The organism is Halomonas sp. HK25 (assembly GCF_047795635.1).
In the GTDB taxonomy this organism is placed as follows: Bacteria; Pseudomonadota; Gammaproteobacteria; order Pseudomonadales; family Halomonadaceae; genus Halomonas.
Genome location: NZ_CP181044.1, coordinates 1,060,011 through 1,084,238, shown reverse-complemented (window position 1 = coordinate 1,084,238; position 24,228 = coordinate 1,060,011). Strand labels below are relative to the sequence as shown.

Here is a 24,228-nt window from a genome sequence, read left to right as displayed (position 1 = left end):
GAGGACTTCCCATGACCCAACACGTCCATGACTTTATCGCCATCGGCCTCGGCCCCTTCAACCTGGGCCTGGCCTGCCTGACCGACCCCATCGAGGGGCTCGACGGCCTCTTCCTCGAACGTCGCGACGGCTTCGACTGGCATCCCGGCATGCTGCTGGAGGACGCCACCCTGCAGACCCCCTTCATGTCGGACCTGGTCACCATGGCCGACCCGACCAGCCGCTTCAGCGTGCTCAACTACTTGAAGCAGCAGGGCCGGCTCTACAACTTCTACATCCGCGAGAACGTCTTCCTGCTGCGCAACGAGTACAACCGCTACTGCCAGTGGGCTGCCTCCCAGCTCGACAGCATCCGTTTCGGCACCGAGGTAACCCGGATCGACTTTGACGAGGCCACGGGCGTCTACGGGGTGAGCTGCCGAGACACCCATAGCGGCGAGGCACGGGTCCACCTGGCCCGGCACCTGGTGCTCGGCACCGGCACCACGCCCTACCTGCCGGAGGGCTGCCGCGACGTGGACCCGCGCCCGCTGCACTCCAGTGAGTACCTCGGGCACAAGGCCGAGCTGCAGCGCCAGGATGCCATTACCCTGATCGGCAGCGGCCAGAGCGCAGCCGAGATCTACCACGACCTGCTCGCCGACATCGACCGCTTCGGCTACCGGCTCGACTGGATCACCCGCTCCCCGCGCTTCTTCCCGCTGGAGTACGGCAAGCTGACCCTGGAGATGACCTCGCCGGACTACATCGACTACTTCCACGCCCTGCCCGAGGCCACCCGCAACGCGCTGATGCAGCGCCAGAAGAGCCTCTACAAGGGCATCAACCTGGAGCTGATCGACGCCATCTACGAGCTGCGCTACGCCAAGGAGCTCAGCGGCGAGGTCCGCTCCGAGCTGCTCACCAACACCCGCCTCGAGACCTGCCGCCATGACGCCGAGCGCGGCGAGTACGAGCTGACCCTGTGGCACAGCGAGCAGCAGCGTCACTTCCGCCACCGCACCCCGGCGCTGATCATGGCCACCGGCTACCGCTACCATATGCCGGAGTTCCTGGCGCCCATCACCTCGCGGATCGCCTTCGACGACGCCGGCCGCTACGCCGTGGGCCGCTTCTACGACATCGACGGCGGGCGCGGCGAGATCTTCGTCCAGAATGCCGAGCTGCACACCCACAGCCTGGTGGCGCCGGACCTGGGCATGGGGCCCTACCGCAACGCCTGCATTATCCGCGCCTTGACGGGCAGGGAGATCTACCCCATCGAGGAGCGCATCGCCTACCAGCGCTTCGGCGCCCCCAGCGAGGCCGTCTTCGCACCGATGGACGTGGAGCCCGCATGAGCCCGACCCCCTGGCTGGTAGCCGTGACCGCCGTGGCGGTGATCAGCGACGCCATGCTGCTGCCCTTCTACCCGCAGTTCTTCGCCGAGCGCTTCGGCGTGGAGGCCCCGTCGCACATCGGCGCTTACCTGGCCATGAGCTGCCTGGTGGTGCTGCTGGCGCTGCCCGCCTGGGCGCGCCTGGCGCGCCGGATCGGCACCCTGCGCCTGCTGATCGGCACTCAGGTAGTGGCAGGCCTGCTGAGCCTGTCCTGCGCGGTAATCACCTCGCTGCCCTGGTTCTGGGGCCTGTCGCTGGCGATGCTGGTGGCCAAGGCCAGCTACCTGCTGGTCTATCCCTACCTGATGCACTTCGCGCCACTGGATCGCCACGCCACGCTCATCGGCGTGCTCTCGGTGGTGGTGCATGCCGGTGGCATCCTCGGCGCCATGGTCGGCGGGCTGGTCCTGGAGCATTGGCAGGCGGCCCAGGTGTTCCGGGTGATGGCAATCAGCGACGCCCTCCAGGTCGCGGTCTGCCTGCTGCTGCTCCGGCGCGGCCGGGTGCCCCACGCTGCCCCCGCCACCCCGCCGGCCCCCGGCACCAGCGGCGCCATCCTGCGCCTGGGCCTGGTGATGCTGCTGTTCTATTTCAGCGCCTACCTGGCCCGGCCCTTCTTCGCCCAGTACTGGGAGCTGGCCTCGGGCCTGCCCGGCGAGACACTGGCGGGCGCGGTCTTCGCCATCCCCGGCGGCGTGGCCGTGGCCCTGCTGGCCATCGACCTGCTGGGCCGGCGCCCGGGCGGCGAAACCATCGCAGTGCCTCTGGCCATCGGCCTCACCGGCCTGCTGCTGCAGGCCAGCGGCGAGATCGTGGCCATCCTGGCCGGCCGGCTGCTGTTCGGCTGGGCGCTGTTCCGCGTCACTGTGCGCCTGGAGGTGCGCCTCTTCCGGCTCAGTACCCCGGCCCGCTACGCCAGCGATTTCAGCAAGATCCACGTCTTCCAGGGGCTCGGCGTGCTCGTCGCCTCCTGGGGCGCCGGCCGCCTGGTCGACGCCCAGGGCCTGGCCAGCCCCTTCCTCGTCGCCGCGCTGGGCTTCGTGCTCTGCGCCCTGGCCCATCGCCTGCTGCTGGCCGCGCCCGGCGAGCCCGCGCCCCGGCCCTCCGAATCCGTTTCTGCAAGGACCTGACCCATGAACCTCTTCGCCCCCATACCGACCACCCGCATCACCTACCGCCGCCACGCCCAGGGCCTGGGCACCTTTAGCCTGCGCCCCCTGCACCTGCCCGAGGACCTGGCACGGATCCACGCCTGGGTCGCAGCACCCCGCGCCCACTTCTGGGGCATGCAGGGCCACTCGCCGGAGCGCGTCCAGGCCTTCTACCGCGACCTCCAGGAGAGCGAGCACGCCCAGGGCTATCTGGGGCTGTTCGACGGCGAACCGGCCTTCCTGGTGGAGTGCTACGACCCCCGCCACGATCCCATCGGCGAGCACTACGCGGTGGCCGAGGGCGACCGCGGCATGCACTTCCTGGTGGCCCCGGCCGAGACGCGGCTGCCCGGCTTCAGCACCCAGGTGATCACCACCATCCTGGCCTTCATGTTCGAGGATGCTGGGACGCAGCGAGTGGTCGTGGAGCCGGACGTCCACAACCGCCAGATCCATCCGCTCAACAGCCGGGTCGGCTTCGTCTACGAGCGCGAGGTCGAGCTCCCCGAGAAGACCGCCCACCTGGCCTTCTGCGACCGCGCGGCCTTCGCCTCGGCGGTGAGCGGCGAGAACCCTCGACTCAACCCGTCCCTGGCCACCGACCCGGCGCGGGCCGCCGCCCACCTGAGGCCCGAGTTCTGGAGCCGGGCCAACCGCTGGCTGATCCGCAAGGCGATCGCTGAGTTCAGCCACGAGCGGCTGCTGGCCCCCGAGAGCCTGGCTGTCGAAACAACAGCCGTCGACGCCGAGGGCCACGGCGACTACCGGATGGTCGCCCCGGAAGGCCGCGTCGAATACCGCTTCCGCGCCCGTCGCCTGGCGCTGGATCACTGGGTGATCGACCTCGCCTCCCTGGAGAAGCGCATCGACGGCGCCCCGGCCGAGCTCGACGCCCAGCACTTCATCCTCGAGTTCCGCCGGCCCTTGGGCATCGGCGACGAGATGCTGCCGGTCTATCTGGAGGAGGTCGCCAGCACCCTGTTCGGCGGCGCCTACAAGCTCGCCGGCACCCGCTCCGACGCCGATGGCCTGGTCGACGCCGACTTCCAGACCCTGGAGGCCGCCATGACCGAGGGCCACCCGGTGTTCGTGGCCAACAACGGCCGCATGGGCTTCGACGCCGTGGACTACCACGCCTATGCCCCGGAGGCCGCCGCCCCCATCACCCTGGTGTGGTTGGCCGTGCATCGCGAGGACGCCCACTTCAGCGCCATCGAGGGGCTGGACTACGCGGCCCTGCTGCGCGACGAGCTGGGCGAAGCGACGCTCGCCGACTTCCACCGCAGGCTCGAGGCCCGCGGGCTCGATCCAGCGGACTACCTGCTGATGCCTGCCCACCCCTGGCAGTGGTTCCACAAGCTGGCCATCACCTTCGCCGCCGAGGTGGCCCGAGGCCGCATCGTTTGCCTGGGCTACGGCCACGACCAGTACCGCGCCCAGCAGTCGATCCGCACTTGGTTCAACGTCAGCCAGCCCAGCCGGCGCTACGTGAAGACCTCGCTGTCGATCCTCAACATGGGCTTCATGCGCGGCCTCTCGCCCCACTACATGCGCGCCACCCCGGCCATCAACGACTGGATCAAGGCCCTGGTCGAAGGCGACCCGGAGCTGCGCGCCCAAGGCTTCACGGTGCTGCGCGAGGAGGCGGCCATCGGCTTTCGCCGCGACGCCATCGAGCCCGCCTTCGACCGCTACAGCGCCTACAAGAAGATGCTGGCCTGCCTGTGGCGGGAGAGCCCGGTGCGCTACCAGCAGGACGGCCGTCAGCTGATGACCATGGCCGCCCTGCTCCATGTGGACGCCGAGGAGCACGCCCTGCTGCCCAGGCTCATCCAGGCCTCGGGGCTAGCCACCGGAGACTGGCTGGACCACTACCTGCGCGTCTACTTCCGCCCGCTGCTGCACTGCTTCTACGCCTACGACCTGGTGTTCATGCCCCACGGCGAGAACCTGATCCTGCAGCTCGAGGACGGCGTGCCGGTACGCGCCATCATGAAGGACATCGCCGAGGAGATCGGCATCATGAACACAGAGGTCGCGCTCCCCGAGGAGATAGCCCGCATCAGCGTCGAGGTGCCCGAGTCGCTCAAAGTGCTGTCGATCTTCACCGACGTCTTCGACTGTTTCCTGCGTTTCATGGCCGCCATCCTCGTCGAACAAGGCGATATCGACGAGAAAACGTTCTGGGCGCGGGTGGCCCGCTGCGTTATCGACTATCAGCAGGACCACCCCGAGTTCGCCGAGAAGTTCGCCCGGCACGACCTCTTCGCCCCGGAGTTCACGCTCTCCTGCCTGAACCGGCTGCAGCTCAATGATCATCAGCAGATGATCGACCTGGCCGACCCGGCGAAGAACTTGCAATTCGCCGGCACCCTGGCCAACCCCATCGCCGCCTACCGGCCGGCGCCGGTCGCGTCGAGGTCAAACGAGGACACCTTGGCCTGACAGGAGTGGCTGGCCAGGCGTCGTTATGGCGGCGCCTGGCCTCATTATTTGATAATAATTCTCATTTGTATATAATGCGTTTCTCCTGTTCCCAGGACGGAGCTCGCATGACTGCCCCACCCGATCTCGATGCCCTCTTCCAGCGTCACGCCACGGACCTCGCTGGCTACCTTCGCCGCCAGCTGCCGTGTCCCCACCTGGCCGAGGACCTCTGCCAGGAGGTCTTCCTGCGCCTCGGCCAGCATCCGCAGCCGGGCCGACTGGTGGAATCCCGGGCCTACCTGTTTCGTATCGCCCGCAACCTGATCATCGATCATCACCGCCGCCACCGCTCGCGTCCGGCTTGCCAGCCGCTGGATGAGACCGACCTCTGCCTGGCTTGCCCGCGCGCCTGCCCCGAGCGGGATACCAACCGGGCGCAGTGTCGAAGAGCGCTCTATGCCGCCCTGGAGACCCTGCCGCCGCGCCTGCGCCAGGCCCTGATATGGCACCGGATCGAGGGTCTCACCCAGGCCGAGATCGGCCGCCGGCTGGGTGTCTCGGAGCGCATGGCCGGACGCTATGTCGCCCAGGCCATCGCCGGTTGCCGAAAGCGGCTGACCGACACACCGACCAGATACGGCATTTTTTGATAACGATTATCATTTTGTTTATTATCCCGTGACGCTACCCCCGGTGGAGGTCCCATGAATCAAGCGCTGTCGCCGCTCTACATCGGCCCCCTGGCGGGCTTGAGGCCCCCGAAGGTCTCGGCGACGCCCACAGCCGACAGCTACCCGACCAGCGAACTGCTCGACCCGGCCTACCTGGACGCGCTGTTGGCGCGCTTCGGCGCCCAGTACCCTCAGGGCGACCGCCGGGCGGTGGCCTCGCTGTGGTCCAAATGGCACTTCAGCAGCCTCTGCGGCCATGGCCTGGTGGCCAACTTGCTGCTCGAGCGCGACCTGCCGCTGGGCCTGGACGAGCTCCATCTCCAGCAATCTCCCGAGGGGCAGACCACCGGCCTGGTGTTGCGCCATGCCGGCCGTCCCCTGGCCGATCTCGAACCCCACACCCGCTTCGCTACCCTGCTCGACGACCACCTGACGCCGCTGATCGAGGCCCTGGCCGCGACCACCGGCGCCTCCCCCAAGGTGTTCTGGAGCAACGTGGGCAACTACTTCGAGCACTTCGCCGGCGCCCTGGCCAGCCATCCCATGGCCGCGCCGGACGTCGCTGAACCCGCCAGGGCGCTGATGGAGAGCCGCACGCTGCCCGACGGACGTCGCAATCCGCTCTATCGCCCGGTGCGCTATATCGAGAGAGAGGCCGACAGCCCCCGACGAGTGCGCCGCCTATGCTGCATCCGCTATCTGATCGATGAACTCGGCGTCTGCGGCAACTGCCCGCTGGCCTGCCGGGGCCGGGTCCGCACCGCCGAGACGCCCTGACCCCGTCCAGACGAAGGCCCACCTCGTTGCCGGGGTGGGCCTTCGTGGCGTGCCTAAGTGCGCTGGGGCTCAGTAGCGCCAGGTCAGGTTGAGCATGACGTTTCGCGGAGCGCCGTAGAAGGCCTGGTCCCACTTGAGACTGGTCAGGTACGTCTCGTCGGTGACGTTGTTGACGTTCAGCGAGCCGGTCAGGTTATCGCTGAAATCGTAGCTCGCCATCAGGTCGACCAGCGCGTAGGCCCCCTGCCGGGTCTTGCCATCGGCGAAGTCGCGGTCGCGCTCGATCTCATCCTGCCAGCGAAGCCGCGCCCCCACCTTCAGGGCATCCAGGGACGCCGGCCGATAGCTGGTGGTGGCACGCACCAGGTGGCGCGGGATGTAGGTGTTGGTGGCATCGCCCTCGGCGTCCTCGATCTCCAGGTAGGTATAACCGACGCTGGCGTGCCAGCCCGGGGCCAGCTCGCCGGCGAGCGTCGCCTCCACCCCTTCGCTGGTGATGCCGTCCCCGCCCGTGAAGAAGGCGGTGCCATCCGGCCGTGTACCCGCCGGCTGGGCCACGTTGTTCTGCTCGGTGCGGAACAGCGCCAGCGAGGCATCGGCGCCGCCGTCGAACAGCTCGGCCTTGAGGCCGACCTCCTGGCTCACCCCGTCGACGGGGTCGAGGTAGTCACCCTTGCGGTCGATGGCGGTCTGGGGCTGGAAGATCTCGGTGTAGCTGGCGTAGAGGGACGCCCAGTCGGTGACGTCATAGATCAGGCCGGCGTAGGGCGTCAGCACCCGATCGTGGTCGCTCTCCTGGGAGACACCGTACTGCTCGCCGGTGGTGTCGGCCCAGCTCAGCCGGGCGCCGGCGACGGCGGTCCAGCGCTCGGCGAGGTCCAGCTTGGCGGCGCCATAGAAGCTGCGCTCCTTGACCGTGGCATCCCCATCGGTGCCGGGGAAGGCCACCCAGGCGTCGGGTTCGGGATAGCGACCGTTCCAGTCGTCCAGCGGCGGGAGCCCCTGGCCGCCCGCATCGAAGTCCGCCGTGGGATAGCGAGACTCCTGCTGGTTGCGACTCTGGCTCCAGTCCGTCCCCATCACCACCTGGTGGCTGCGGCCGAAGGCATCGACGTCGCCCTTGGCATGCAGATCGGCCACCCACTGCTCCAGGTGGCGGTCGTACTGGCTGATGAACAGCTGGCTGCTGTCGACGGTGCCCGTGGCAGCATCCGGCACGCCCCAGATATAGAGCAGCTGAGTGTCGGAGAGCATATCCAGATGGGTCAGGGTCCCCTTCAGCGACCAGCGGTCACCGAGGGCCTGCTGCACCTCGAGGAAACTACGACGGGTCTCCACGTCCCAGAAGGACCAGTGGGGCGCCGAGGAGGTCTCGACATCGTAGTCGGTCGGGTTGCCGGCTGAGTCATAGAGCGGCAGCGAGCCCCACATGTTGCCGTCGGTGTTGTTCTGCTGCCAGGTGTGGCCGAGGGTCACCAGGGTGCTGTCGCTGACATCGGCCTCCAGCACGCCGTAGAGCAGCCCCCGCTCGCGGCTCAACCGGTCGAGGTAGGAGTCGCTCTCCATCCCCGCCGCCACCAGGCGCCCGCGAATGCGTCCCTGGGCATCCAGCGGCCCGGCCACATCGGCCTCGAGGCGCCGCTGGTCCCAGGAGCCGACGGTCGCCGACACCGAGGCCTGGGGCTCGAAGGTAGGTCGCTTGCGCACGAAGTTGACCGTCGCCGCCGGATTGCCCGAGCCGGACATCAGCCCGGTGGCGCCCCGCACCACCTCGACCCGGTCGTAGATCGCACTGTCCACGTCGCCATGCACGTTGTTGTAGGGCATCGGCACGCGCACCCCGTCGACCTGGAAGTTCGAGATCTCGAAGCCCCGGGCCGTGTAGTAGGTGCGGTCCGTCTCCAGGCGCTCCACCGTCACCCCGGGGGTGCTCTCCAGGATGTCGTTGGTGGTGTCCAGGTTGAAGTCGTCGATCTGAGCCCGGGTCACGGTCGACACGGACTGAGGCGTCTCGCGTGGCGTCAGGTCGAGTCGCGTGGCGGTGCTGGTGAGTGGCACCCGGTAGCGCTCCGAGCCCTCGGTGATGATCGACAGGGCCTCGGCCTCGATGGTCACCGTCTCGAGTTCCTCGGCGGACTCGACCTGCTGGGCCAGCAGGGCCGGTGAGCACAGCAGGAAGGCACCGGCGGTGGCGAGACCAAGGGCCCGGCGAACGGCCTCGGCCAGGGGATCGACCCCGAAGGGGTGGGCGGCAGAATGGGACATGGGTGTGCAAGCCTTCGGTTGTTGTGTGCGGAATGAACGCGCATGTTAATCACTATCATTTGTGTAAACAAGTAGGAATCATTCTCAAATTCCGGACATTCGTCACCGAGAGATCTTATTGATACGCATTATCAACACGGGTAAGGTAGCGCCTATTGGCCGCCCCGCCCGGGGCCCGCTGAAGGAGCGCCCTGCATGTTCGAAATGCGCGGAGCCGGTTTCGCCGTCGGCGACCGACCCCTGCTCGCCGCCACCGACCTGACCCTCGAGGGCGGCCGGGTACATGGCCTGATCGGCCATAATGGCTCGGGCAAGTCGACCCTGCTCAAGCTGCTGGCCCGCCAGCAGCCGTCAAGCCGCGGCGAGCTGCACTTCGCCGGCCGCCCCCTCTCCCGCTGGGGCCATCGTGAGTTCGCCCGCCGGGTGGCCTACCTGCCCCAGCAGCTGCCCGCCACCGAGAACCTGCTCGGCCACGAGCTGGTGGGCATGGGCCGCTACCCTTGGCGAGGCCTGCTGGGTCGCCACACCCGCGAGGACGAGGCGGCCGTCGACCTTGCCATCGCCGCGACCCACACCGAGGCCTTCAGCGACCGCCTGGTCGATACCCTCTCCGGCGGCGAACGCCAGCGGGTCTGGCTGGCCATGCTGCTGGCCCAGGGCAGCGACTTCCTGTTGCTCGACGAGCCGCTCGCCGCGCTGGACATCGCCCACCAGGTGGAGGTGCTGGCGCTTATCCGCCGGCTCAGCCAGACGCTGGGGCTCGGCGTGGTGATCGTCCTTCATGATATCAACATGGCGGCGCGCTACTGCGACCATCTGGTCGCCTTGCACGGCGGGCGCGTGCTGACCCGAGGCACCCCGGCCGAGCTGATGAACGAGGCCACCCTGGAGGCCATCTACGGCATCCCCATGCGGGTGATGCCGCATCCTGCCGGCCACCACCCTGTCGCCCTGGTCCATGCCTGACGCCCCCCTGGCGGCCTGCGCCCCATACCGAGACCCTGACCCAGAATCCCGTGTCCCGATGACCATCTCCCACTTGCGCCCCGCCGCGTCCTCATCCCCCTCGCCCGTGCCCGCCTGGCGGCTTCGCTGCGTTCTCGTCGCGCTGCTGTTGGCCCTGGCGCCGGCGCCTCGCGCCCTGGCCCAGCCGGCCATCGCCACCCTCGACTGGACCCTGGCCGGGACCCTGGTGGCGCTGGGCGTCACGCCGGCCGGCGTCGCCCAGGTCGATGCCTACCATGCCTGGGTCGGCACGCCGCGCCTGCCCGAGGTCACCGCCGACCTCGGCCTGCGCAGCCAGCCCAACCTGGAGCTGCTGGCGAGCCTCGCGCCCGATCGCATCTTGATCTCGCCGATGTTCGCCAACCTGGCGCCGCGGCTGTCGCGCATCGCCCCGGTGGCGACCCTGCCGCTCTACTCCCCGGGCCGCGAGACCTGGCCCCAGCTGCGCGAGCTGACCCGCGAGGTCGGCCGCCTGGTCGAACGGGAAGCGGCCGCCGAACGGCTGATCGCCGAGACGGAGGCGCGGCTGGCGGCGCTGCGGCAACGGCTTCCCGCGCGGGTACCGCCGCTGCTGGTGGTGCAGTTCATGGACGAGCGTCATGTCCGGGTGTTCGGCGAGGGCGGCCTCTACCAGGCTGTGATGGTCCGTCTGGGGCTGGAGAACGCCTGGCACGGCGAGACCAACGCCTGGGGCTTCTCGCTGGTAGGCCTCGAGCAGCTGGCCGGCCTGGAGGCACAGCTGGTGGTGGTGGAACCCTACCCGGTGGGCGTCCAGGCGGCGCTGGCCGGCAGTGGCCTCTGGCAGCGGCAGCCCAGCGTGCGCCAGGGCGCCCTGATCACCCTGCCCCCGGTCTGGAGCTTCGGTGCCCTGCCCTCGGCGATGCGCTTCGCCGACCACCTGGTGGCCGCCCTGGAGGAGGCGCCCCATGACGACTGAAGCCGCCCGCCGCCACGCCCCTGCCCTGGTCTGCCTGCTGCCGAGTCTGGCGCTGCTGGCCCTGGTGGCGGGATCGCTCGCCGAGGAGGGGCTCCTCGAGGGCCTGCGGGCGCTGACGGTGGTGACGCCGGAGAGTGCCGAGTCGCTGGTGCGCCACTACAGCTGGTGGCCGCGCCTGGCCATGGCGCTGCTGACCGGGGGCGGCCTGGCCCTGGCCGGGGTGCTGATGCAGCAGGTGCTGCGCAACCCGCTGGCCGCCCCCACCACCCTGGGGGTGGCCAGCGGCGCCAACCTGGCGCTGATGGCCGCCACCCTGCTCGCCCCCGGCCTGCTACTGGCCGGGCGCGAATGGGTGGCCCTGACCGGGGGAGCCGGCGCCATGGCGCTGGTCTTCGCCCTGACCTGGCGCCGCGGGCTCGCGCCTGCGGTGGTGGTCCTCGCCGGCCTGGTGGTGAACCTCTACGCCGGGGCCCTGGGCATGGTGCTGCTGCTGTTTCATCAGGAAACCCTCAAGGGGCTGCTGATCTGGGGCGCCGGCTCGCTGGCCCAGAACGGCTGGCATGACGCCGCCTTCCTGGCCCCGCGGCTGCTGCTGGGCGGCCTGGCGGCCTGGCTGCTGCTGCGGCCGCTGGCGGTGCTCGAACTCGACGACGCCAGCGCCAGGAGCCTGGGGGTGTCGCTGAAGCACCTGCGCCTGGCGGGGCTGGGGCTGGCGGTCTTCCTCACCGCCTGCGTGGTCAGCGTGGTGGGGGTGGTCGGCTTCATCGGCCTGGCGGCGCCCAATATCGTGCGCCTGGCCGGCGCCCGCCGGCTGGGCCCGCGGCTCGTCTGGTCGACGCTGCTCGGCGCCCTGCTGCTGGCCACCACCGACCTGCTGCTGCAGCGCCTCGCCGGCACCCTGCCGACCCTGATCCCCACCGGGGCCGCCACCGCCGCCCTGGGGGCGCCGCTGCTGCTGTGGTTGATTCCCCGGCTGCGCCTGGAGGCCGGCCGGCAGCCCGGCGCCGCCACGGCCCTGGCCCCGCGGCACCCGGCTCCCGGGCGCCTGGCCGCGGGGCTGGCCCTGGGCCTCATGGCCGCTACCCTGCTCGCCCTGCTGGTGGGCCAGGCGGCCGGCGGCTGGTTCACGACCCTCGACGAGGCGGTGCTGGCCTGGCGCTGGCCGCGACTGCTGGCTGCCGCGGGCAGCGGGGTGATGCTGGCCATCGCCGGCACCCTGATCCAGCGCGTCACCGCCAACCCCATGGCCAGCCCCGAGGTGCTGGGCATCAGCGGCGGCAGTGCCATCGCCCTGATGGCCGCGATCTTCCTGCTGCCCGCCCCCGGCAACCTGACCCTGGTCGTCGCCGGAACCCTAGGGGCGCTGGGCAGCCTGGCGGTGCTGGTCCTGCTCAACCGGCGCAGCGGCTTCGTGCCCGAGCGGCTGCTGCTCAGCGGCGTGGCGATCACCGCGCTGTTCGATGCGGTGCGCGCCATCCTGCTGGCCGGCGGCGATCCCCGCGGCCAGCAGGTGATCGCCTGGCTCTCGGGTTCCACCTACTACGTCGACCCCGTCAGCGCGACGCTGGTGGCGGGCCTCGCCGTGGGGCTGGCCCTGGCGGCACGCCCCTTCGCCCGCTGGCTGGATATCCTGCCGCTGGGGGCCGCCACGGCCGCGGCGCTGGGGGTGCGGGTGGAACGGGCGCGCCTGGCGCTGCTGCTGCTGGTCGCCCTGCTGACCGCCTGCGCCACCCTGGTGGTGGGCCCGCTCTCCTTCGTCGGCCTGCTGGCGCCCCACATGGCGAGGCTGGCGGGCTTCTCCCGGGCCCGGGCGCACCTGCTGGGGGCCGCACTGATCGGCGCCCTGCTGATGGTGCTGGCCGACTGGCTGGGCCGCCAGCTGCTGTTCCCCGCGGAGATCCCCGCCGGCCTGGTGGCCTCGCTGCTGGGGGGCGCCTACTTCATGTGGGGCCTGCGGCGCCGGTAGTAGGCAGGGCGATGTATGAGAGTAGACATCAGTGATTATAGCCCTGCCATCATGGTCGAGCGGTTCCTGGAACGCTGGGTCGGCAAGCTCGGGGCGTCGACTCGACGTCCCGAAACGCACGGGCGAGGAGGGGGGATAAGCCAGGGGTCGTCTAGGTGTCCTGTATCGCTAGCACACCGGAGTAAGGCCCGAGAAACCCCTCGGCTACCGGCGAACCAGCCAGCCGTAGGTGGAACCCAGCACCAGCCCGAAGATGATATGCCCCACCAGGGTGGAGATGGGCGCGACCAAGCCGAACCCCATGCCGAACATGCCCGAACCGGCCAGGGGGAATACCGTGACCATCACCACCAGCCAGGCGCCCAGGCCGAACACCAGCCCACGGCGGGTCTCGCTGCTGCCGGGCAGGTACGGGGCCAGCAGCGCGAACAGCGCACCCCAGATCAGCGTGCCGACCGTGAAGTGAATGATCCACCCCACGACGATGCTGTTCGGCGTGCCCAACACGTTCTGGGCCGTCAGGTTCATGATCTCGACGATGTTGTACCAAGGCATGATACCGGCCGATAGGCGCAGAATCATGAACATGGAGATGACCAGGGTCGCCACCAGTCCCGCCACCATCCCACTGCCCAAGCGAACGATCATGACGCACCTCGATGGCAGTTGTCCTGGCTAAAGTATAGGCGCAATGACTGCACCAGGCGCCAGGGCCGATCACTCTCGCCAGGGGTCGCATCACGCCTTGCGACCGGCATGCGGCGACCAACGCGGGAGGGTCGCACACTGTCATGCCAGCCGGAACAGCGGAACCAACCCGAACCACAGCACATAGCCCAGCGATGCGACCATCAGGCCATCGATGCGCGCGAGAGGGTGGTCCGTTCGAAGGTGCCGGGTCAACAGCCACACCAGCCAGGCACCGTGGGGGACGGCCACCCAGGCGATCCCATCGAAGGCGTCACCGGCCAGCCCCATCAGCTGCCAGCCCACGGCGACGGCAGCGGACAGCAGCGTGAAGCCGAGTGCCACCTTGAGCGCTCCCCTTCGCCCCAGGCGCACCGCCAAGGTGCGCTTGCCGGCGCCCGCATCCGCCTCGAGATCGGGGATGCCCGACAGCGTAATGGACGGGAGGATCGCCAGCAGCAGCGGCAGGCTCAACAGCCATGGCAGCGGATCGCCCCAGGCCCCGCCGAGAAACGCATAGCCGCACAGCAGCACGCCGATGCTGTGGGTGACGGCGACATCCAACTCGCCCAGGCCGCGATAGCTGAGCATCAGCGGCGGCAAGGTATAGCCGATGGCCAGGACCGCCAACACCCCCAGCAGGAGGGTCACGGTCGCCTGGGCCGCCGGTGCGAGGCCAAGCAGCCAGGCCGTACTGCCCACGAAGCCCAGCAACGCGGCGACGATCCCGGCCTTGACCTCACGCGGGCTCAACAGGCCCTCCACCAGCACCCGCGACCCGCCAGTGAAGGTGCTGTAGAAGCGGTTGGAGCGATCGGTGCGCAGGTCGACCACCTCGTTGACCAGCACGGTGGCCACCTCGAGCAGGAACAGGCAGAGGTAGCCGAGCCAGAACACCGGGTTGCTGAACACGCCCCCGCCCGGCGAGGCGGCCAGGCCGCCGACTGCGTAGGCGATCCAGGTCATGGGGTAGAACTGCAGGCGCAGGGCGCGCAGCCACGCCCCCGCCTTGTGCTTGAGCCGTTCCGTCGGGGTGATCCGGCCTCGCGCCAGCTGACACCCCAGGCGGTTGGCGCGCGCGAGCCAGGCCTGACGCTGCTGCGGGCTGGCGTCCTTGACCGAACCGAAGGCGAGCGCACGCACCGGGCGAACGCCGCAGAAGCCCAGTGTCGCCCGCGCCATGGCATTCTTGCCCGGCTCGCGATAGAGCAGCCGGTGGATCAGCGGCGGCGTATCCATGGTCGTGATCAGCTGCGCCGATCGGCCCTTCAACAGCCCCTGGTAGCCGATGCCCCCCTCACAGGTCCTGAACGCGAACCCCGGGGCCATGATCCGGTCCAGAAATCCCTTGAGCAGCGCGGGAACCGACCCCCACCAGGTGGGGTAGATGAAGACCAGATGCTCCGCCCAGGCGACAAGCTCCCTCGCCCGGCAGAGGTCGGCCTCAAGCGGCTGATCGTTGGGCGACGGTGTCTGCACGTGCGGATCGAACACCAGCGTCGCGAGATCCAGGCGGCACAGCTGAGTGCCCACCGAGCGGGCGCCTTCGCAGAAGGCATCCGCCAGTGCCCCGCAGAGGCTGTCGGTGCGCGGGTGACCGAGGATGACCAGCACCTTGACCGGCGCTCGGGCCGGCTCCCCTTCGCCGGCCGGGGCGTCGTTCTTCCTGGACGTTGTCATACCTTACTGTGTCACCGCATCGTCTTTCGGAGAAGCGAGAGGAACATGCCTGTCATCGAGCACGAGGCCGAGATCGCGGCCAGCCAGGAGGAGGTGTTTGCGCTCATCGGCCGAGTAGAGACATTCGCCGACTACAGCGACGCCATAGACACCATAGTTCGCCTGGGGGAGCGTCGCTACCGCTGGCGGCTCCGCGTGGCCGGCCTGCCGCTGAGTTTCGAGGTGGAAATCACGGAGTTCACGCCCCCCGAACGCTTCGCCTGGCGCTCGGTGGGTGGCGTGCCCAACCACGGCTGCTACCGCCTGACCCCCATCGAGGGCGGCACCCGCATCCACCTCACCCTGGCGTACAGCCTGCCCTCCCGCGCGATCGAGAAGTCGGTCAACCTCGCCGCCAAGCCCCTGCTGCGCAAGCTGAGCCGGGACATCATCGGCAGGGTGGAGGCCCAACTGCAATCGAATCGAAACGGACGGGAGTAGCCATCCCGTCTCTTGAGTCAGCGGCGGCCCTTCCCTCCCACCCAGCGCTCGGGTGCATCAATGCACCTTGTGTGTAACAAATTGTGTGCTATTGTTTCAAAAAGTCTTCCCCCGTAAGCGCATGGCCTCATGGATGGTCACGAAGCGGTTGACGGCACGCAGGCGCATTTATCATGAACTGGAGGGTCCTCATGAACACTCACCGCACAGCCAACATCATGACCAGGGCAATATTGGGCAGCAAAAAGGCCCCCTCGGAAGGTCGGGCGATAACCAGAGCACAGCGCCAGCAAGACGATGGGCCCATGAGCGTCACGCAAGCAGCGAATGCCCGACGAGATGCGGAGTACCTGGCCAGGCGCAACGGCCTCAAGGAGCCCCTGCTTCAGCTCTGGAAGGTCAGCTGATAGAGACGCGACCCATCATCTGGCTCGTCGGTGTAGCCGTCGAAGTGTCCGCTCAAGGTGGTCCACATCATCTCGGCCTGGTGGCGCTCCAGCCTCACATACTCGGCAGCGCACCCAGGCCGGCGTCGGCGCTCAGCGCCCCGGTCTGCACCCGCCACTGGGCGGCGTAGCGGCCGTCGGCCTCGAGCAGCGTCCCATGGGTACCGCGTTCCACCACTCGGCCGCCCTCGACCACCACGATCTCGTCGGCGTGGACGATGGTGGAGAGGCGGTGGGCGATCATGATCACGGTGCGGCCGTGGCCGATGCGCCGCAGCGAGCGCTGGATGGCCGCCTCGGTCTCGTTGTCCACGGCGCTGGTGGCCTCGTCCAGTACCAGGATGGGCGGGTCCTTGAGCAGCGCCCGGGCCAGCGAGAGCCGCTGGCGCTGGCCGCCGGAGAGGCGCACGCCGCGCTCGCCCACCGGGGTGTCGAGCCCTTGGGGCAGGGCCTCGATGAACGCCCAGGCCTCGGCGGTCTTGGCGGCTTCCACGACGTCCGCCTCGCTCGCGTCGGGGCGACCATAGGCGATATTGTCGCGAACGCTGCCCTCGAACAGGTAGACGTCCTGGCTGACCAGGCCGATGGCGCCGCGCAGCGAGGCGAGGCTCACCTCACCGATGGGCTGGCCGTCGATGCAGACCTCCCCGGCGCTGGGGTCGTAGAAGCGCAGCAGCAGCTTGATCAGGGTCGACTTGCCGGAGCCGGTGGCACCCACCAGCGCCAGGGTATGGCCGGCGGGCACGTGCAGGCTGACCGTCTCCACGCCGACGTCGCTGGTGGCGTAGCGGAAGCTCACTCCCTCGAAGTCCACCTCGCCGCGCACCGGGGAGGCCAGGGGCGTGCCGTGGTTGTCGCGCACGGTGATCGGCACCGCCAGCAGGTCGAGGATGCGCCGGGTGCTGGCCATGGCGCGCTCGAAGAGGTCGATCACCTCGGCCAGCCCGGTCAGTGGCCACAGCAGGCGCTGGGTGAGGAATACCAGCACCCCGTAGGCGCCCACGTTGAGGTCGCCGCGCAGGGCGAGCATGCCGCCCACGGTGAAGGTGGCCAGGAAGCCGGCGAGTATCGCCATGCGAATCACCGGGATGAAGGCCGAACTCACGCGAATGGCGCGGCGGTTGGCCTCCACGTAGGCCTCGCTCACCTCGCGCAGGCGCGCCGCCTCGCGGGCCTCGCTGGTGAAGCTCTTGATGGTGGCGATGCCGGCCAGGTTGTTGGAGAGTCGGCTGGCGAGATCCCCCACCTTCTCGCGCACGTCGGCGTAGAGCGGCCCCGCCTTGCGCTGGAAGAAGAAGGCGCCCCAGATGATCAGCGGAATCGGCGTGAAGGCGAGCAGCGCGATCAAAGGCGAGATCACGAAGAACACCGCCCCCACCGCCACCACGGTGACCCCGACCTGGATCAACGAGTTGGCGCCGCCATCGAGGAAGCGCTCCAGCTGGTTGACGTCGTCGTTCATGGTGGCGACGAGCTGCCCCGAGCTCCTCGACTCGAAGTAGGCCATGTCCAGGCGCTGGGCGTGCTCGTAGGTGTCCAGGCGCATGTCCGCCTGGAGGCGCTGGGCCAGGTTGCGCCACAGGATCTTGTAGAGGTATTCGAAGATCGACTCGCCGGCCCAGATAAAGAAGGTCAGCACCGCCAGCATCAGGATCTGCTCCTGGGCCGATTCGAAGCCGATTCGGGCGACGAAGCTACGCTCCTGATTCACCACCACGTCGATGGCCACGCCGATCAGGATCTCCGGGGCGATATCGAAGATCTTGTTGATGATCGAGCAGCTGGTGGCGGCGATGATGCGCCGCCGGTAGCCGCGGGCGTAGCGCAGCAGGCGCACTAGCGCCTGGAAGCTGTTGGGGGAGGCAGTTGTGGTCATCGGCAATCCTTGTGCTTGGCCCGCGCAGCATAGCCGAGGGCGCTTGCCCCCGGCCAATATCAGCTCTATCAGGGATAGCGGCCCCCGCGCTGACGCCCCGCCGGCGCTAGCCGGATGCGGACAGTCGGCGCAGATCGGTGAGGATAGGGGTACCGGTGGTGGGGTCGTGAATCAGGGTGCAGGCCACGCCGTAGAGTTCGCGCACCAGCGCCTCGGTGACCACCTCGGCCGGCGCGCCTTGGGCAACGACACGCCCGGCGCGCATGGCCACCAGGTGGTCGGCGTAGCGGCAGGCGCTGGCCAGGTCGTGCAGCACCAGCGCCAGGGTCCGCCCGGCACCGGCCAGGCGGCGCACCAGCTCGAACACCTCGAGCTGATGGCCGAGATCCAGCGCCGAGGTGGGCTCGTCGAGCAGCACCAGCGGGGTCTGCTGGGCGATGGTCATGGCGATCCAGGCGCGCTGGCGCTGGCCGCCGGAGAGCGCCTCCAGGGGGCGTTCGGCCAGGGCCTCGAGCCCCGCCGCGGCCAGGGCCTCCTCCACCACGCGCTGATCCTCGTCGGACCACTGGCTGAGCCAGCCCTGGTGGGGCTGGCGGCCGAAGCGAATCAGGTCATGCACAGTCAGGCCCTCCGGCGCCGTGGCCTCCTGGGGCAGCAGCGCCAGGCGCCGGGCCAACTGGCGGGCCGGCAGGCGCTGGATGTCCGCACCGTCGAGCAGCACCGCGCCGCCGCCCGGGGCGTGCAGCCGCGCGAGCCCGGCCAGCAGGGTCGACTTGCCGCAGCCGTTGGGGCCGACGATGGCGGTGACCTGGCCCGGCGGCAGGGCGAGATCCAGGCCGTGGATTACCGCCGTGCGGCCGTGGGCCAGATTCAGGGCCTCGGCCTCCAGGCGGTGCAGCGGCAGAGGGGACGCGTTCATCTCGAGCTCCTCGAATCGGGTCTCAGCAGGATCCACAGCAGCCAGGGGCCGCCGACCACGGCGGTGACGATGCCCACCGGCAGTTCGATGGGGGCCAGCAGCAGCCGGCCCACCAGATCGGCCAGCACCATCACCAGGGCACCGGCCAGCGCCGAGGCGAACAGCGGCACGCCCCGGGATGAGGAGAGCGAGCGGGCGATCTCCGGGCCGATCAACCCCACCATGCCCACCGGCCCGGCCACCGCCACGGCGAGTGCCGTCAACAGCACCGAGAGCGCGAGCACCTGGACGCGACGACGGTGCAGCATCACGCCGAGCCCGGCGGCCACGGCGTCGGAGAAGCGCATCAACGTGAGAGAGCGGGAAAGCGCCAGTGCCAGCCCCAGCCCCAGCGCCAGGCCCGCTGCCAGCGCCATCACCGCCCCGCCCGGGCGCGCATTAAGGGTGCCCACCGTCCAAGGGTAGGCGGCATTGGCGGTGTCGATGGCCACCCGCGCCAGCAGCAGCTGGGTGATGGCGCCGAACACCGCACCGATGCCGATGCCGGCGACGATGAAGCGATAGCCGCGGGTGTCGCCGCCGTTGGCCAGCCCGAAGGTAATGGCCGCCGCGGTGGCGGCCCCCGCCAGGGCCATGGCCGGCGGCGCCAGCGACACCCCCAGACCCACCACGGACGCCACGGCGAAGGCGGTAGCGCCGTTGTCGATGCCGATGATGCCCGGCGTGGCCAGGCGGTTGCGGGCCAGGGTCTGCATCAGGCAGCCGGCCAGGGCGAAGGCCGCGCCGGTCAGCCAAGCGGCTGCCAGGCGCGGCAGGCGAAGGTCGTGGATCACGAAGGCGGTGACCCCCTCGCCGTTACCGCTCAGCGCCCGCGCCAGCTCCGAGGCGCCGACCGGGATGCTGCCGAGCATCAGGTAGGCCACGGAGGCAACCAGCAGCAGCATGACCAGCAGCAGGTTGGCGGCCAGAGCGCGGCGCTCCACCAGCAGGCTGAACTCGCCATGGACGAGTCGCCAGTAGCCCGCCGGGGCACGCTGGCTGCGGCTTTCGGGGTCAGACCCCGGCAGCGTGGAAACCGCTTGCGACCTGCCGAACCCGGGACTCATTGACTCGGCCGGGGTCTGACCCCAGGACTCCTTTTTCATCCTTGGTCTCCTAGAGCGCCGGCAGCCGCCGGGCGCGCACCACGGCGACCAGCACCGGTGCACCCAGCAGGGCGGTGAGCACGCCCAGCGGCAGCTCGGAGGGCGCCACCAGCAGCCGCGAGGCCACGTCGGCGGCGAGCACCATCAGCGGGCCGAGCGGCAGGCAGAGCCACAGGGTGCGGCGGATGTCCGGTCCGGCCAGGGCGCGGGCGGCGAAGGGCACCACCAGGCCGACGAAGGCGATGGGACCGGCGATGGCGGTGGCGGCGCCGACCAGCAGCGCCACCACCAGCACCACGGCGAGCCGCACCCGGCCCGGTCGATGGCCGAGGCCCGCGGCCACCCGCTCGCCCAGCGCCATGGCCGCCAGGGGTCTTGCCAGCCACAGGGTGAGGCCCAGCGCCAGGGTGAGGCTCGGCAGCACCGCCAGCAGGTCCTCCAGGCGCCGGCCGGCGAGGCTGCCGATCACCCAGAAGCGGATCTCGTCGGCGCTGCGCTGATCGAACAGCAGCAGCAGCGAGGTGAGCGAGCCCAGCAGCGCCGTGAAGGCCGCCCCGGCCAGGATCAGGCGTACCGGGTCGCCGCCCAGGCCGCGCAGACGCACCACGCTAAGCACACAGGCGCAACCAAGCAGCGCGCCGAGCTGACCCACGGCGATACGCAGGGTAGCGGCACTGGCACCCAGCCACAGCGCCAGGGCCACGGCAAAGGCCGCCCCGGCGCTGACCCCGAGCAGCCCGGGCTCGGCGAGGGGGTTGCGCGACACCGCCTGCAGCAGCGCCCCGGCCACCCCCAGCGCCACGCCCACGACGATGCCGAGCAGGGTGCGCGGGCCGCGCAGCGCGCTCACCACGAAGCGCGCCTCCTGGCCGCCCCCTCCCAGCAGCACCGCCAGCGCCCGGGCGGGGCCGACATCCCCGGCGCCCAGCAGCAGGCTGGCCAGCACGGCGAGCAGCAGCAGACCGCTCAGCGCCAGCGCGATTCGGGCAAGACCGGGCCGGCCGCGGGGGGCGACATGACCGATGGCGAGACCCACCATCAAGGCAACAGCGCCGTTTCGAGCTCCTCGAGGATCGCCTGGGCGGCCAGCGGGCCGGTAGCGCTGGTCCACAGCTGGCCGTCCACCGGGATGACCCGGTCGGCTTGCACCGCCGGCAGGCGAGCGAAGGCCGGGGAGTTCCGCGCCGCGTCCAGCGCCTCCTGCCCCTCTTCGTTGAGGGTGGCCAGGAACAGCCAGTCACCGTCCAGCCGCGAGAGATTCTCCAGGCTCAGGGGGTCGCTGTGCACCCCGCCATCGCGCACCAGGCCGGCATCGCCGATCGCAAGCCCCGCCGCCTGGATCAGCCCCGAGGTGAACAGCCATTCCGACATCACCATGGGGCCCTGGGGCATCCAGCGAATCAGGTTGGCGGAACCAGTGAGCTCGGCCGCCTCAAGCGCCTCGGCCAAGGCGGCACTGCGCGCATGCACCTCGGCGATGGCCGCTTCCAGCGCATCTGCCTGGCCCAGGGCCTCACCGAACAGGCGCGCCTCGGCCTCCCAGTTATCCGCGGCCAGCGGCTGGGCCGGCGGCACGATGGTGGGCGCGATGCGCGACAGCAGGGCGTACTGGTCGTCACTGAGCTGCGGCGCGGCCAGGATCAGGTCGGGGCGCTGGGCCAGCACCGCCTCGAGGTTGATCTCGCGCACTACGCCGACGATGGCCGGGTGCACTGGCGTGGGATGGGCCTCGAGGTGGGCTTCGATATAGCGGGCCACGCCGTCGCCGCCGCGAGTGGTTACCGCCCCCACCGGGACGATCCCGACCGCCAGCGACGTATCCAGGGCACCCTCGTAGAGGGTGACGATACGCTCGGGAGACTCGGGCACCTCGATCTCGCCATGGGCGGTATCGAGAGTACGTGCCTCGGCGCTCATGGCCAGGGTCAGGCCGGCTGCGACCAGCATCAGGTGGTGGGGCAAGGACAGGGAAAGGCCGAGCGGGAGGGGCAGGAACGAGGGCGAGCGTGGCATGGAGAACTCCCGGGCAGACAAGGGCGGAGGCCATGCATGTTAATGATTCTCATAATTATTAGGTATCACCCTCGCCGGAACGCCGCGTTCGACGCGACGCAACCCCGGCCGTTGCGCGTTATGCAACGGAGCGTTGCGCCGGCGCGGCTGTGCGCCAGGGAACTTTCCCGCCTAGAATCCTCGCCTCAATTGAGAATACAACTCATTCATGAGGATGCCATGACCCGCCTTGCTCTGCCCTTCCGGCCCACTGCCCTGGCCGCCGTTGCCGCCCTCCCCACTGCTTTTCTTGTTGCTCATTCTGCGCACGCCGAGCCGGCGCCGTCCGGGGAGAGCGCTCGCCTGGAGAACATCGTCGTTACCGCCACCGGCTACGAGCAGGCGCTGCGCGATGCGCCGGCCAGCATCTCGGTAATTACACGGGAGGAGCTCCAGGAAAAGCGGGTGAGCAGCATCGCCGACGCCCTGCGCGACGTGGAAGGGGTCGATGTAGGCGGCCAGGTGGGCAAGACCGGCGGTCGCAATATCAGCATCCGGGGCATGCCCAGCGACTACACGCTGATCCTGATCGATGGCCGCCGCCAGAACACCGCCGGCAGCGTGACACCCAACGGTTTCGGCGAGACCTCCACCAGCTTCTTCCCGCCAGTCTCCAGCATCGAACGCATCGAGGTGATCCGCGGCCCCATGTCCACGCTCTACGGCTCCGATGCCATGGGTGGCGTGATCAATATCATCACCCGCAAGGTGGGCGACGAGTGGAGCGGCTCGGTGCAGGCGGAAAGCACCTTCAACGAGCACGACAAATACGGCGACAGCCGCGAGACCAGCCTCTATGCCAGCGGCCCACTGATCGAGGAGACCCTGGGGCTGCAGGTACGAGGCCGCTTCTACGAGCGCGACGCCTCGCACCTGACCTATACCGAGGCGGACGGCACCGAGGTGGCGGTCAGCCAGCGCGGGCCGAGCCCGGTGGAAGGCGATATTTATAGCCTGGGGGCCAGGCTGACCCTGACCCCGGATCAGGATCACGAACTGTGGGTCGACGGCGAGACCAGCCGACAGAGCTTCAACAACGACGACTGCCAGCTGGGCACCCTGGACGGCCGTGATCGCAACTGCACACCCGACCCGGGCGCGGCCAACGGCTATGACGACGAACTGCGTTTCGAGCGCGACCAGGTTGCCATCGGCCATACCGGGCGCTTCGCCTCCGGCACCCTGGAGTCGAGCCTGATGCACAACACCACTGAAACGGTGGGGCGCACCATTCCCGGCACCCAGGGGCAGCCCTATGCCGGCTTCCCCGGCATCGTGGGCGGCAATGCCCGCGAGTTGGAGACCACCAACACCGTGCTCGACAGCAAGTATGTGATGCCACTTGGGGACCACATGGTGACCCTGGGCGGCCAGTGGATGGACTCAGAGCTGAGCGACGGATTGGCCACCGACACCTTCGAGCAGACCACCTGGGCGCTGTTCGTCGAGGATGAGTGGTGGCTGGCGGATGACTGGGCGCTGACCCTGGGGGGCCGCTACGACCACCACGATGCCTTCGGCAGCCAGTTCAGCCCGCGCGGCTACCTGGTATGGAGCGCCACCGAGGAGTGGACCCTCAAGGGCGGCGTCAGCCGGGGCTACAAGACGCCCTCGCTGAATGACCTGCACGCCGGCATCAACGGGGTGACCGGCCAGGGCAGCGTGCTCACCATCGGCAACCCAGACCTGAAGCCGGAAACCAGCACCAGCAGCGAGCTCAGCTCCCAGTACGACAACGGAGAGGGCTTCATGGCCAGCGCGACGCTGTTCCACAATCGCTTCGCCGACAAGATCGCCACCGGCCCGGATACCGTGGTGAGCGGAGACCCGCTGATTCCCGACGGCACTTATGCACAGGACATCAATATCGACGAGGCCGAGACCCGGGGTATCGAGCTCTCCACGCGCATCCAGCTATCGGAGAGCGTCAACCTGAGCGCCAACTACACCTATACCGAGAGCGAAGAGAAAAGCGGCGAACAGAAAGGCGAGCCGCTGACCGACACCCCGAAGCACGCCGTCAACGGCACCCTGCGCTGGCAGGCCACCGACAGGCTCAGCACCTGGCTCTCTGGCGAGTACCGCAGCGAGCGCTACCGCGATCGTGAGCGGGTACGTGGTGCCGCCTCCTATGCCGATCTGGGCGACTTCGAGTCCTATGCGCTGTTTCATCTGGGCGGTAGCTATCAGGTCTCCGACGCCTTCACGGTCAGCGCGACGATCCAGAACCTGTTCGATGAAAACTTTGTCGACTACCGCGCCTACGATAGCGGCGCCAGCTACGGTAATGTCTACGCCAACAGCGAGGAAGGTCGGCGCCTCTGGCTCTCCGCCCGCTATGAGTTCTAAGGCGTTCCTTATCGTC

At 69.3% G+C, this 24,228-nt stretch carries 18 protein-coding genes; 10 read left to right on the top strand and 8 right to left on the bottom strand.

Going from position 1 to position 24,228, the window contains the following annotated elements:
* Window positions 1-11 precede the first annotated feature (11 nt).
* The 5 genes from ACM26W_RS05325 (at window position 12) to fhuF (ending at window position 6,405) form a co-directional block, all read left to right on the top strand.
* A complete protein-coding gene (locus ACM26W_RS05325) occupies window positions 12-1,340 on the top strand; it encodes a lysine N(6)-hydroxylase/L-ornithine N(5)-oxygenase family protein (RefSeq protein WP_416139811.1) in 1,329 nt (442 codons plus the stop codon).
* Complete coding sequence (locus ACM26W_RS05320; protein WP_416139810.1) at window positions 1,337-2,509, top strand: MFS transporter; 1,173 nt, start codon at window positions 1,337-1,339, stop codon at window positions 2,507-2,509. The genes ACM26W_RS05325 and ACM26W_RS05320 overlap by 4 nt, the downstream gene beginning before the upstream one ends.
* Window positions 2,510-2,512: 3 nt before the next feature.
* On the top strand, window positions 2,513-4,975 hold the full coding sequence (locus ACM26W_RS05315; protein WP_416139809.1) for a GNAT family N-acetyltransferase: 2,463 nt from the start codon (window positions 2,513-2,515) through the stop codon (window positions 4,973-4,975).
* Between the two features lie 107 nt (window positions 4,976-5,082).
* Window positions 5,083-5,607 (top strand): RNA polymerase sigma factor, encoded by a 525-nt coding sequence (locus ACM26W_RS05310; protein WP_416139808.1) that lies wholly within the window; start codon window positions 5,083-5,085, stop codon window positions 5,605-5,607.
* Window positions 5,608-5,661: 54 nt separating this feature from the next.
* Window positions 5,662-6,405, top strand: coding sequence for a siderophore-iron reductase FhuF (fhuF, locus tag ACM26W_RS05305; RefSeq protein WP_416139807.1), 744 nt, complete (start codon window positions 5,662-5,664; stop codon window positions 6,403-6,405).
* Between the two features lie 69 nt (window positions 6,406-6,474).
* Here fhuF and ACM26W_RS05300 read toward each other — a convergent pair whose 3' ends face one another.
* A complete protein-coding gene (locus tag ACM26W_RS05300) occupies window positions 6,475-8,670 on the bottom strand; it encodes a TonB-dependent siderophore receptor (RefSeq protein ID WP_416139806.1) in 2,196 nt (731 codons plus the stop codon).
* Between the two features lie 195 nt (window positions 8,671-8,865).
* Here ACM26W_RS05300 and ACM26W_RS05295 point away from each other — a divergent pair, with 195 nt between their 5' ends.
* Genes ACM26W_RS05295 through fhuB form a run of 3 tightly spaced genes read left to right on the top strand, consistent with a single transcriptional unit; the run spans window position 8,866 to window position 12,578 of the window.
* The gene (locus ACM26W_RS05295; protein ID WP_416139805.1) at window positions 8,866-9,636 is read left to right on the top strand and encodes an ABC transporter ATP-binding protein; all 771 of its coding nucleotides are present in this window, start codon (window positions 8,866-8,868) and stop codon (window positions 9,634-9,636) included.
* Between the two features lie 58 nt (window positions 9,637-9,694).
* A complete protein-coding gene (locus tag ACM26W_RS05290) occupies window positions 9,695-10,612 on the top strand; it encodes an iron-siderophore ABC transporter substrate-binding protein (RefSeq protein ID WP_416139804.1) in 918 nt (305 codons plus the stop codon).
* Complete coding sequence (gene fhuB, locus ACM26W_RS05285) at window positions 10,602-12,578, top strand: Fe(3+)-hydroxamate ABC transporter permease FhuB (protein ID WP_416139803.1); 1,977 nt, start codon at window positions 10,602-10,604, stop codon at window positions 12,576-12,578. The genes ACM26W_RS05290 and fhuB overlap by 11 nt, the downstream gene beginning before the upstream one ends.
* Window positions 12,579-12,782: 204 nt before the next feature.
* Here the strand turns inward: fhuB and ACM26W_RS05280 are convergent, their stop codons facing one another.
* Both ACM26W_RS05280 and ACM26W_RS05275 read right to left on the bottom strand, forming a co-directional pair.
* Window positions 12,783-13,226 (bottom strand): DUF6789 family protein, encoded by a 444-nt coding sequence (locus ACM26W_RS05280; RefSeq protein WP_416139802.1) that lies wholly within the window; start codon window positions 13,224-13,226, stop codon window positions 12,783-12,785.
* A gap of 141 nt (window positions 13,227-13,367) precedes the next feature.
* The gene (locus ACM26W_RS05275) at window positions 13,368-14,945 is read right to left on the bottom strand and encodes an NAD(P)H-dependent oxidoreductase (RefSeq protein WP_416139801.1); all 1,578 of its coding nucleotides are present in this window, start codon (window positions 14,943-14,945) and stop codon (window positions 13,368-13,370) included.
* A 45-nt stretch (window positions 14,946-14,990) separates the two neighbouring features.
* On the opposite strand from ACM26W_RS05275, the gene ACM26W_RS05270 reads away from it, so the two are divergent.
* Window positions 14,991-15,425, top strand: a complete 435-nt coding sequence (locus tag ACM26W_RS05270; RefSeq protein WP_416139800.1) for an SRPBCC family protein — start codon at window positions 14,991-14,993, stop codon at window positions 15,423-15,425.
* Window positions 15,426-15,926: 501 nt separating this feature from the next.
* Here ACM26W_RS05270 and ACM26W_RS05265 read toward each other — a convergent pair.
* The 5 genes from ACM26W_RS05265 to ACM26W_RS05245 all read right to left on the bottom strand — a co-directional run bounded on the left by ACM26W_RS05265 (window position 15,927) and on the right by ACM26W_RS05245 (window position 21,758).
* Window positions 15,927-17,747 carry an ABC transporter ATP-binding protein gene (locus ACM26W_RS05265; RefSeq protein ID WP_416139799.1) on the bottom strand — a complete coding sequence of 607 codons (1,821 nt, stop codon included), beginning with the start codon at window positions 17,745-17,747 and terminating at the stop codon, window positions 15,927-15,929.
* A gap of 106 nt (window positions 17,748-17,853) precedes the next feature.
* Window positions 17,854-18,666: an ABC transporter ATP-binding protein gene (locus ACM26W_RS05260; protein WP_416139798.1), complete on the bottom strand. Its 813-nt coding sequence runs from the start codon at window positions 18,664-18,666 to the stop codon at window positions 17,854-17,856.
* The gene (locus tag ACM26W_RS05255; RefSeq protein WP_416139797.1) at window positions 18,663-19,811 is read right to left on the bottom strand and encodes a FecCD family ABC transporter permease; all 1,149 of its coding nucleotides are present in this window, start codon (window positions 19,809-19,811) and stop codon (window positions 18,663-18,665) included. The genes ACM26W_RS05260 and ACM26W_RS05255 overlap by 4 nt, the downstream gene beginning before the upstream one ends.
* A 10-nt stretch (window positions 19,812-19,821) precedes the next feature.
* Window positions 19,822-20,850: a FecCD family ABC transporter permease gene (locus ACM26W_RS05250; RefSeq protein ID WP_416140818.1), complete on the bottom strand. Its 1,029-nt coding sequence runs from the start codon at window positions 20,848-20,850 to the stop codon at window positions 19,822-19,824.
* On the bottom strand, window positions 20,850-21,758 hold the full coding sequence (locus tag ACM26W_RS05245) for an ABC transporter substrate-binding protein (RefSeq protein WP_416140817.1): 909 nt from the start codon (window positions 21,756-21,758) through the stop codon (window positions 20,850-20,852). The genes ACM26W_RS05250 and ACM26W_RS05245 overlap by 1 nt, the downstream gene beginning before the upstream one ends.
* Window positions 21,759-22,043: 285 nt before the next feature.
* Here ACM26W_RS05245 and ACM26W_RS05240 point away from each other — a divergent pair, with 285 nt between their 5' ends.
* On the top strand, window positions 22,044-24,212 hold the full coding sequence (locus tag ACM26W_RS05240) for a TonB-dependent receptor domain-containing protein (protein ID WP_416139796.1): 2,169 nt from the start codon (window positions 22,044-22,046) through the stop codon (window positions 24,210-24,212).
* Window positions 24,213-24,228: the final 16 nt, after the last annotated feature.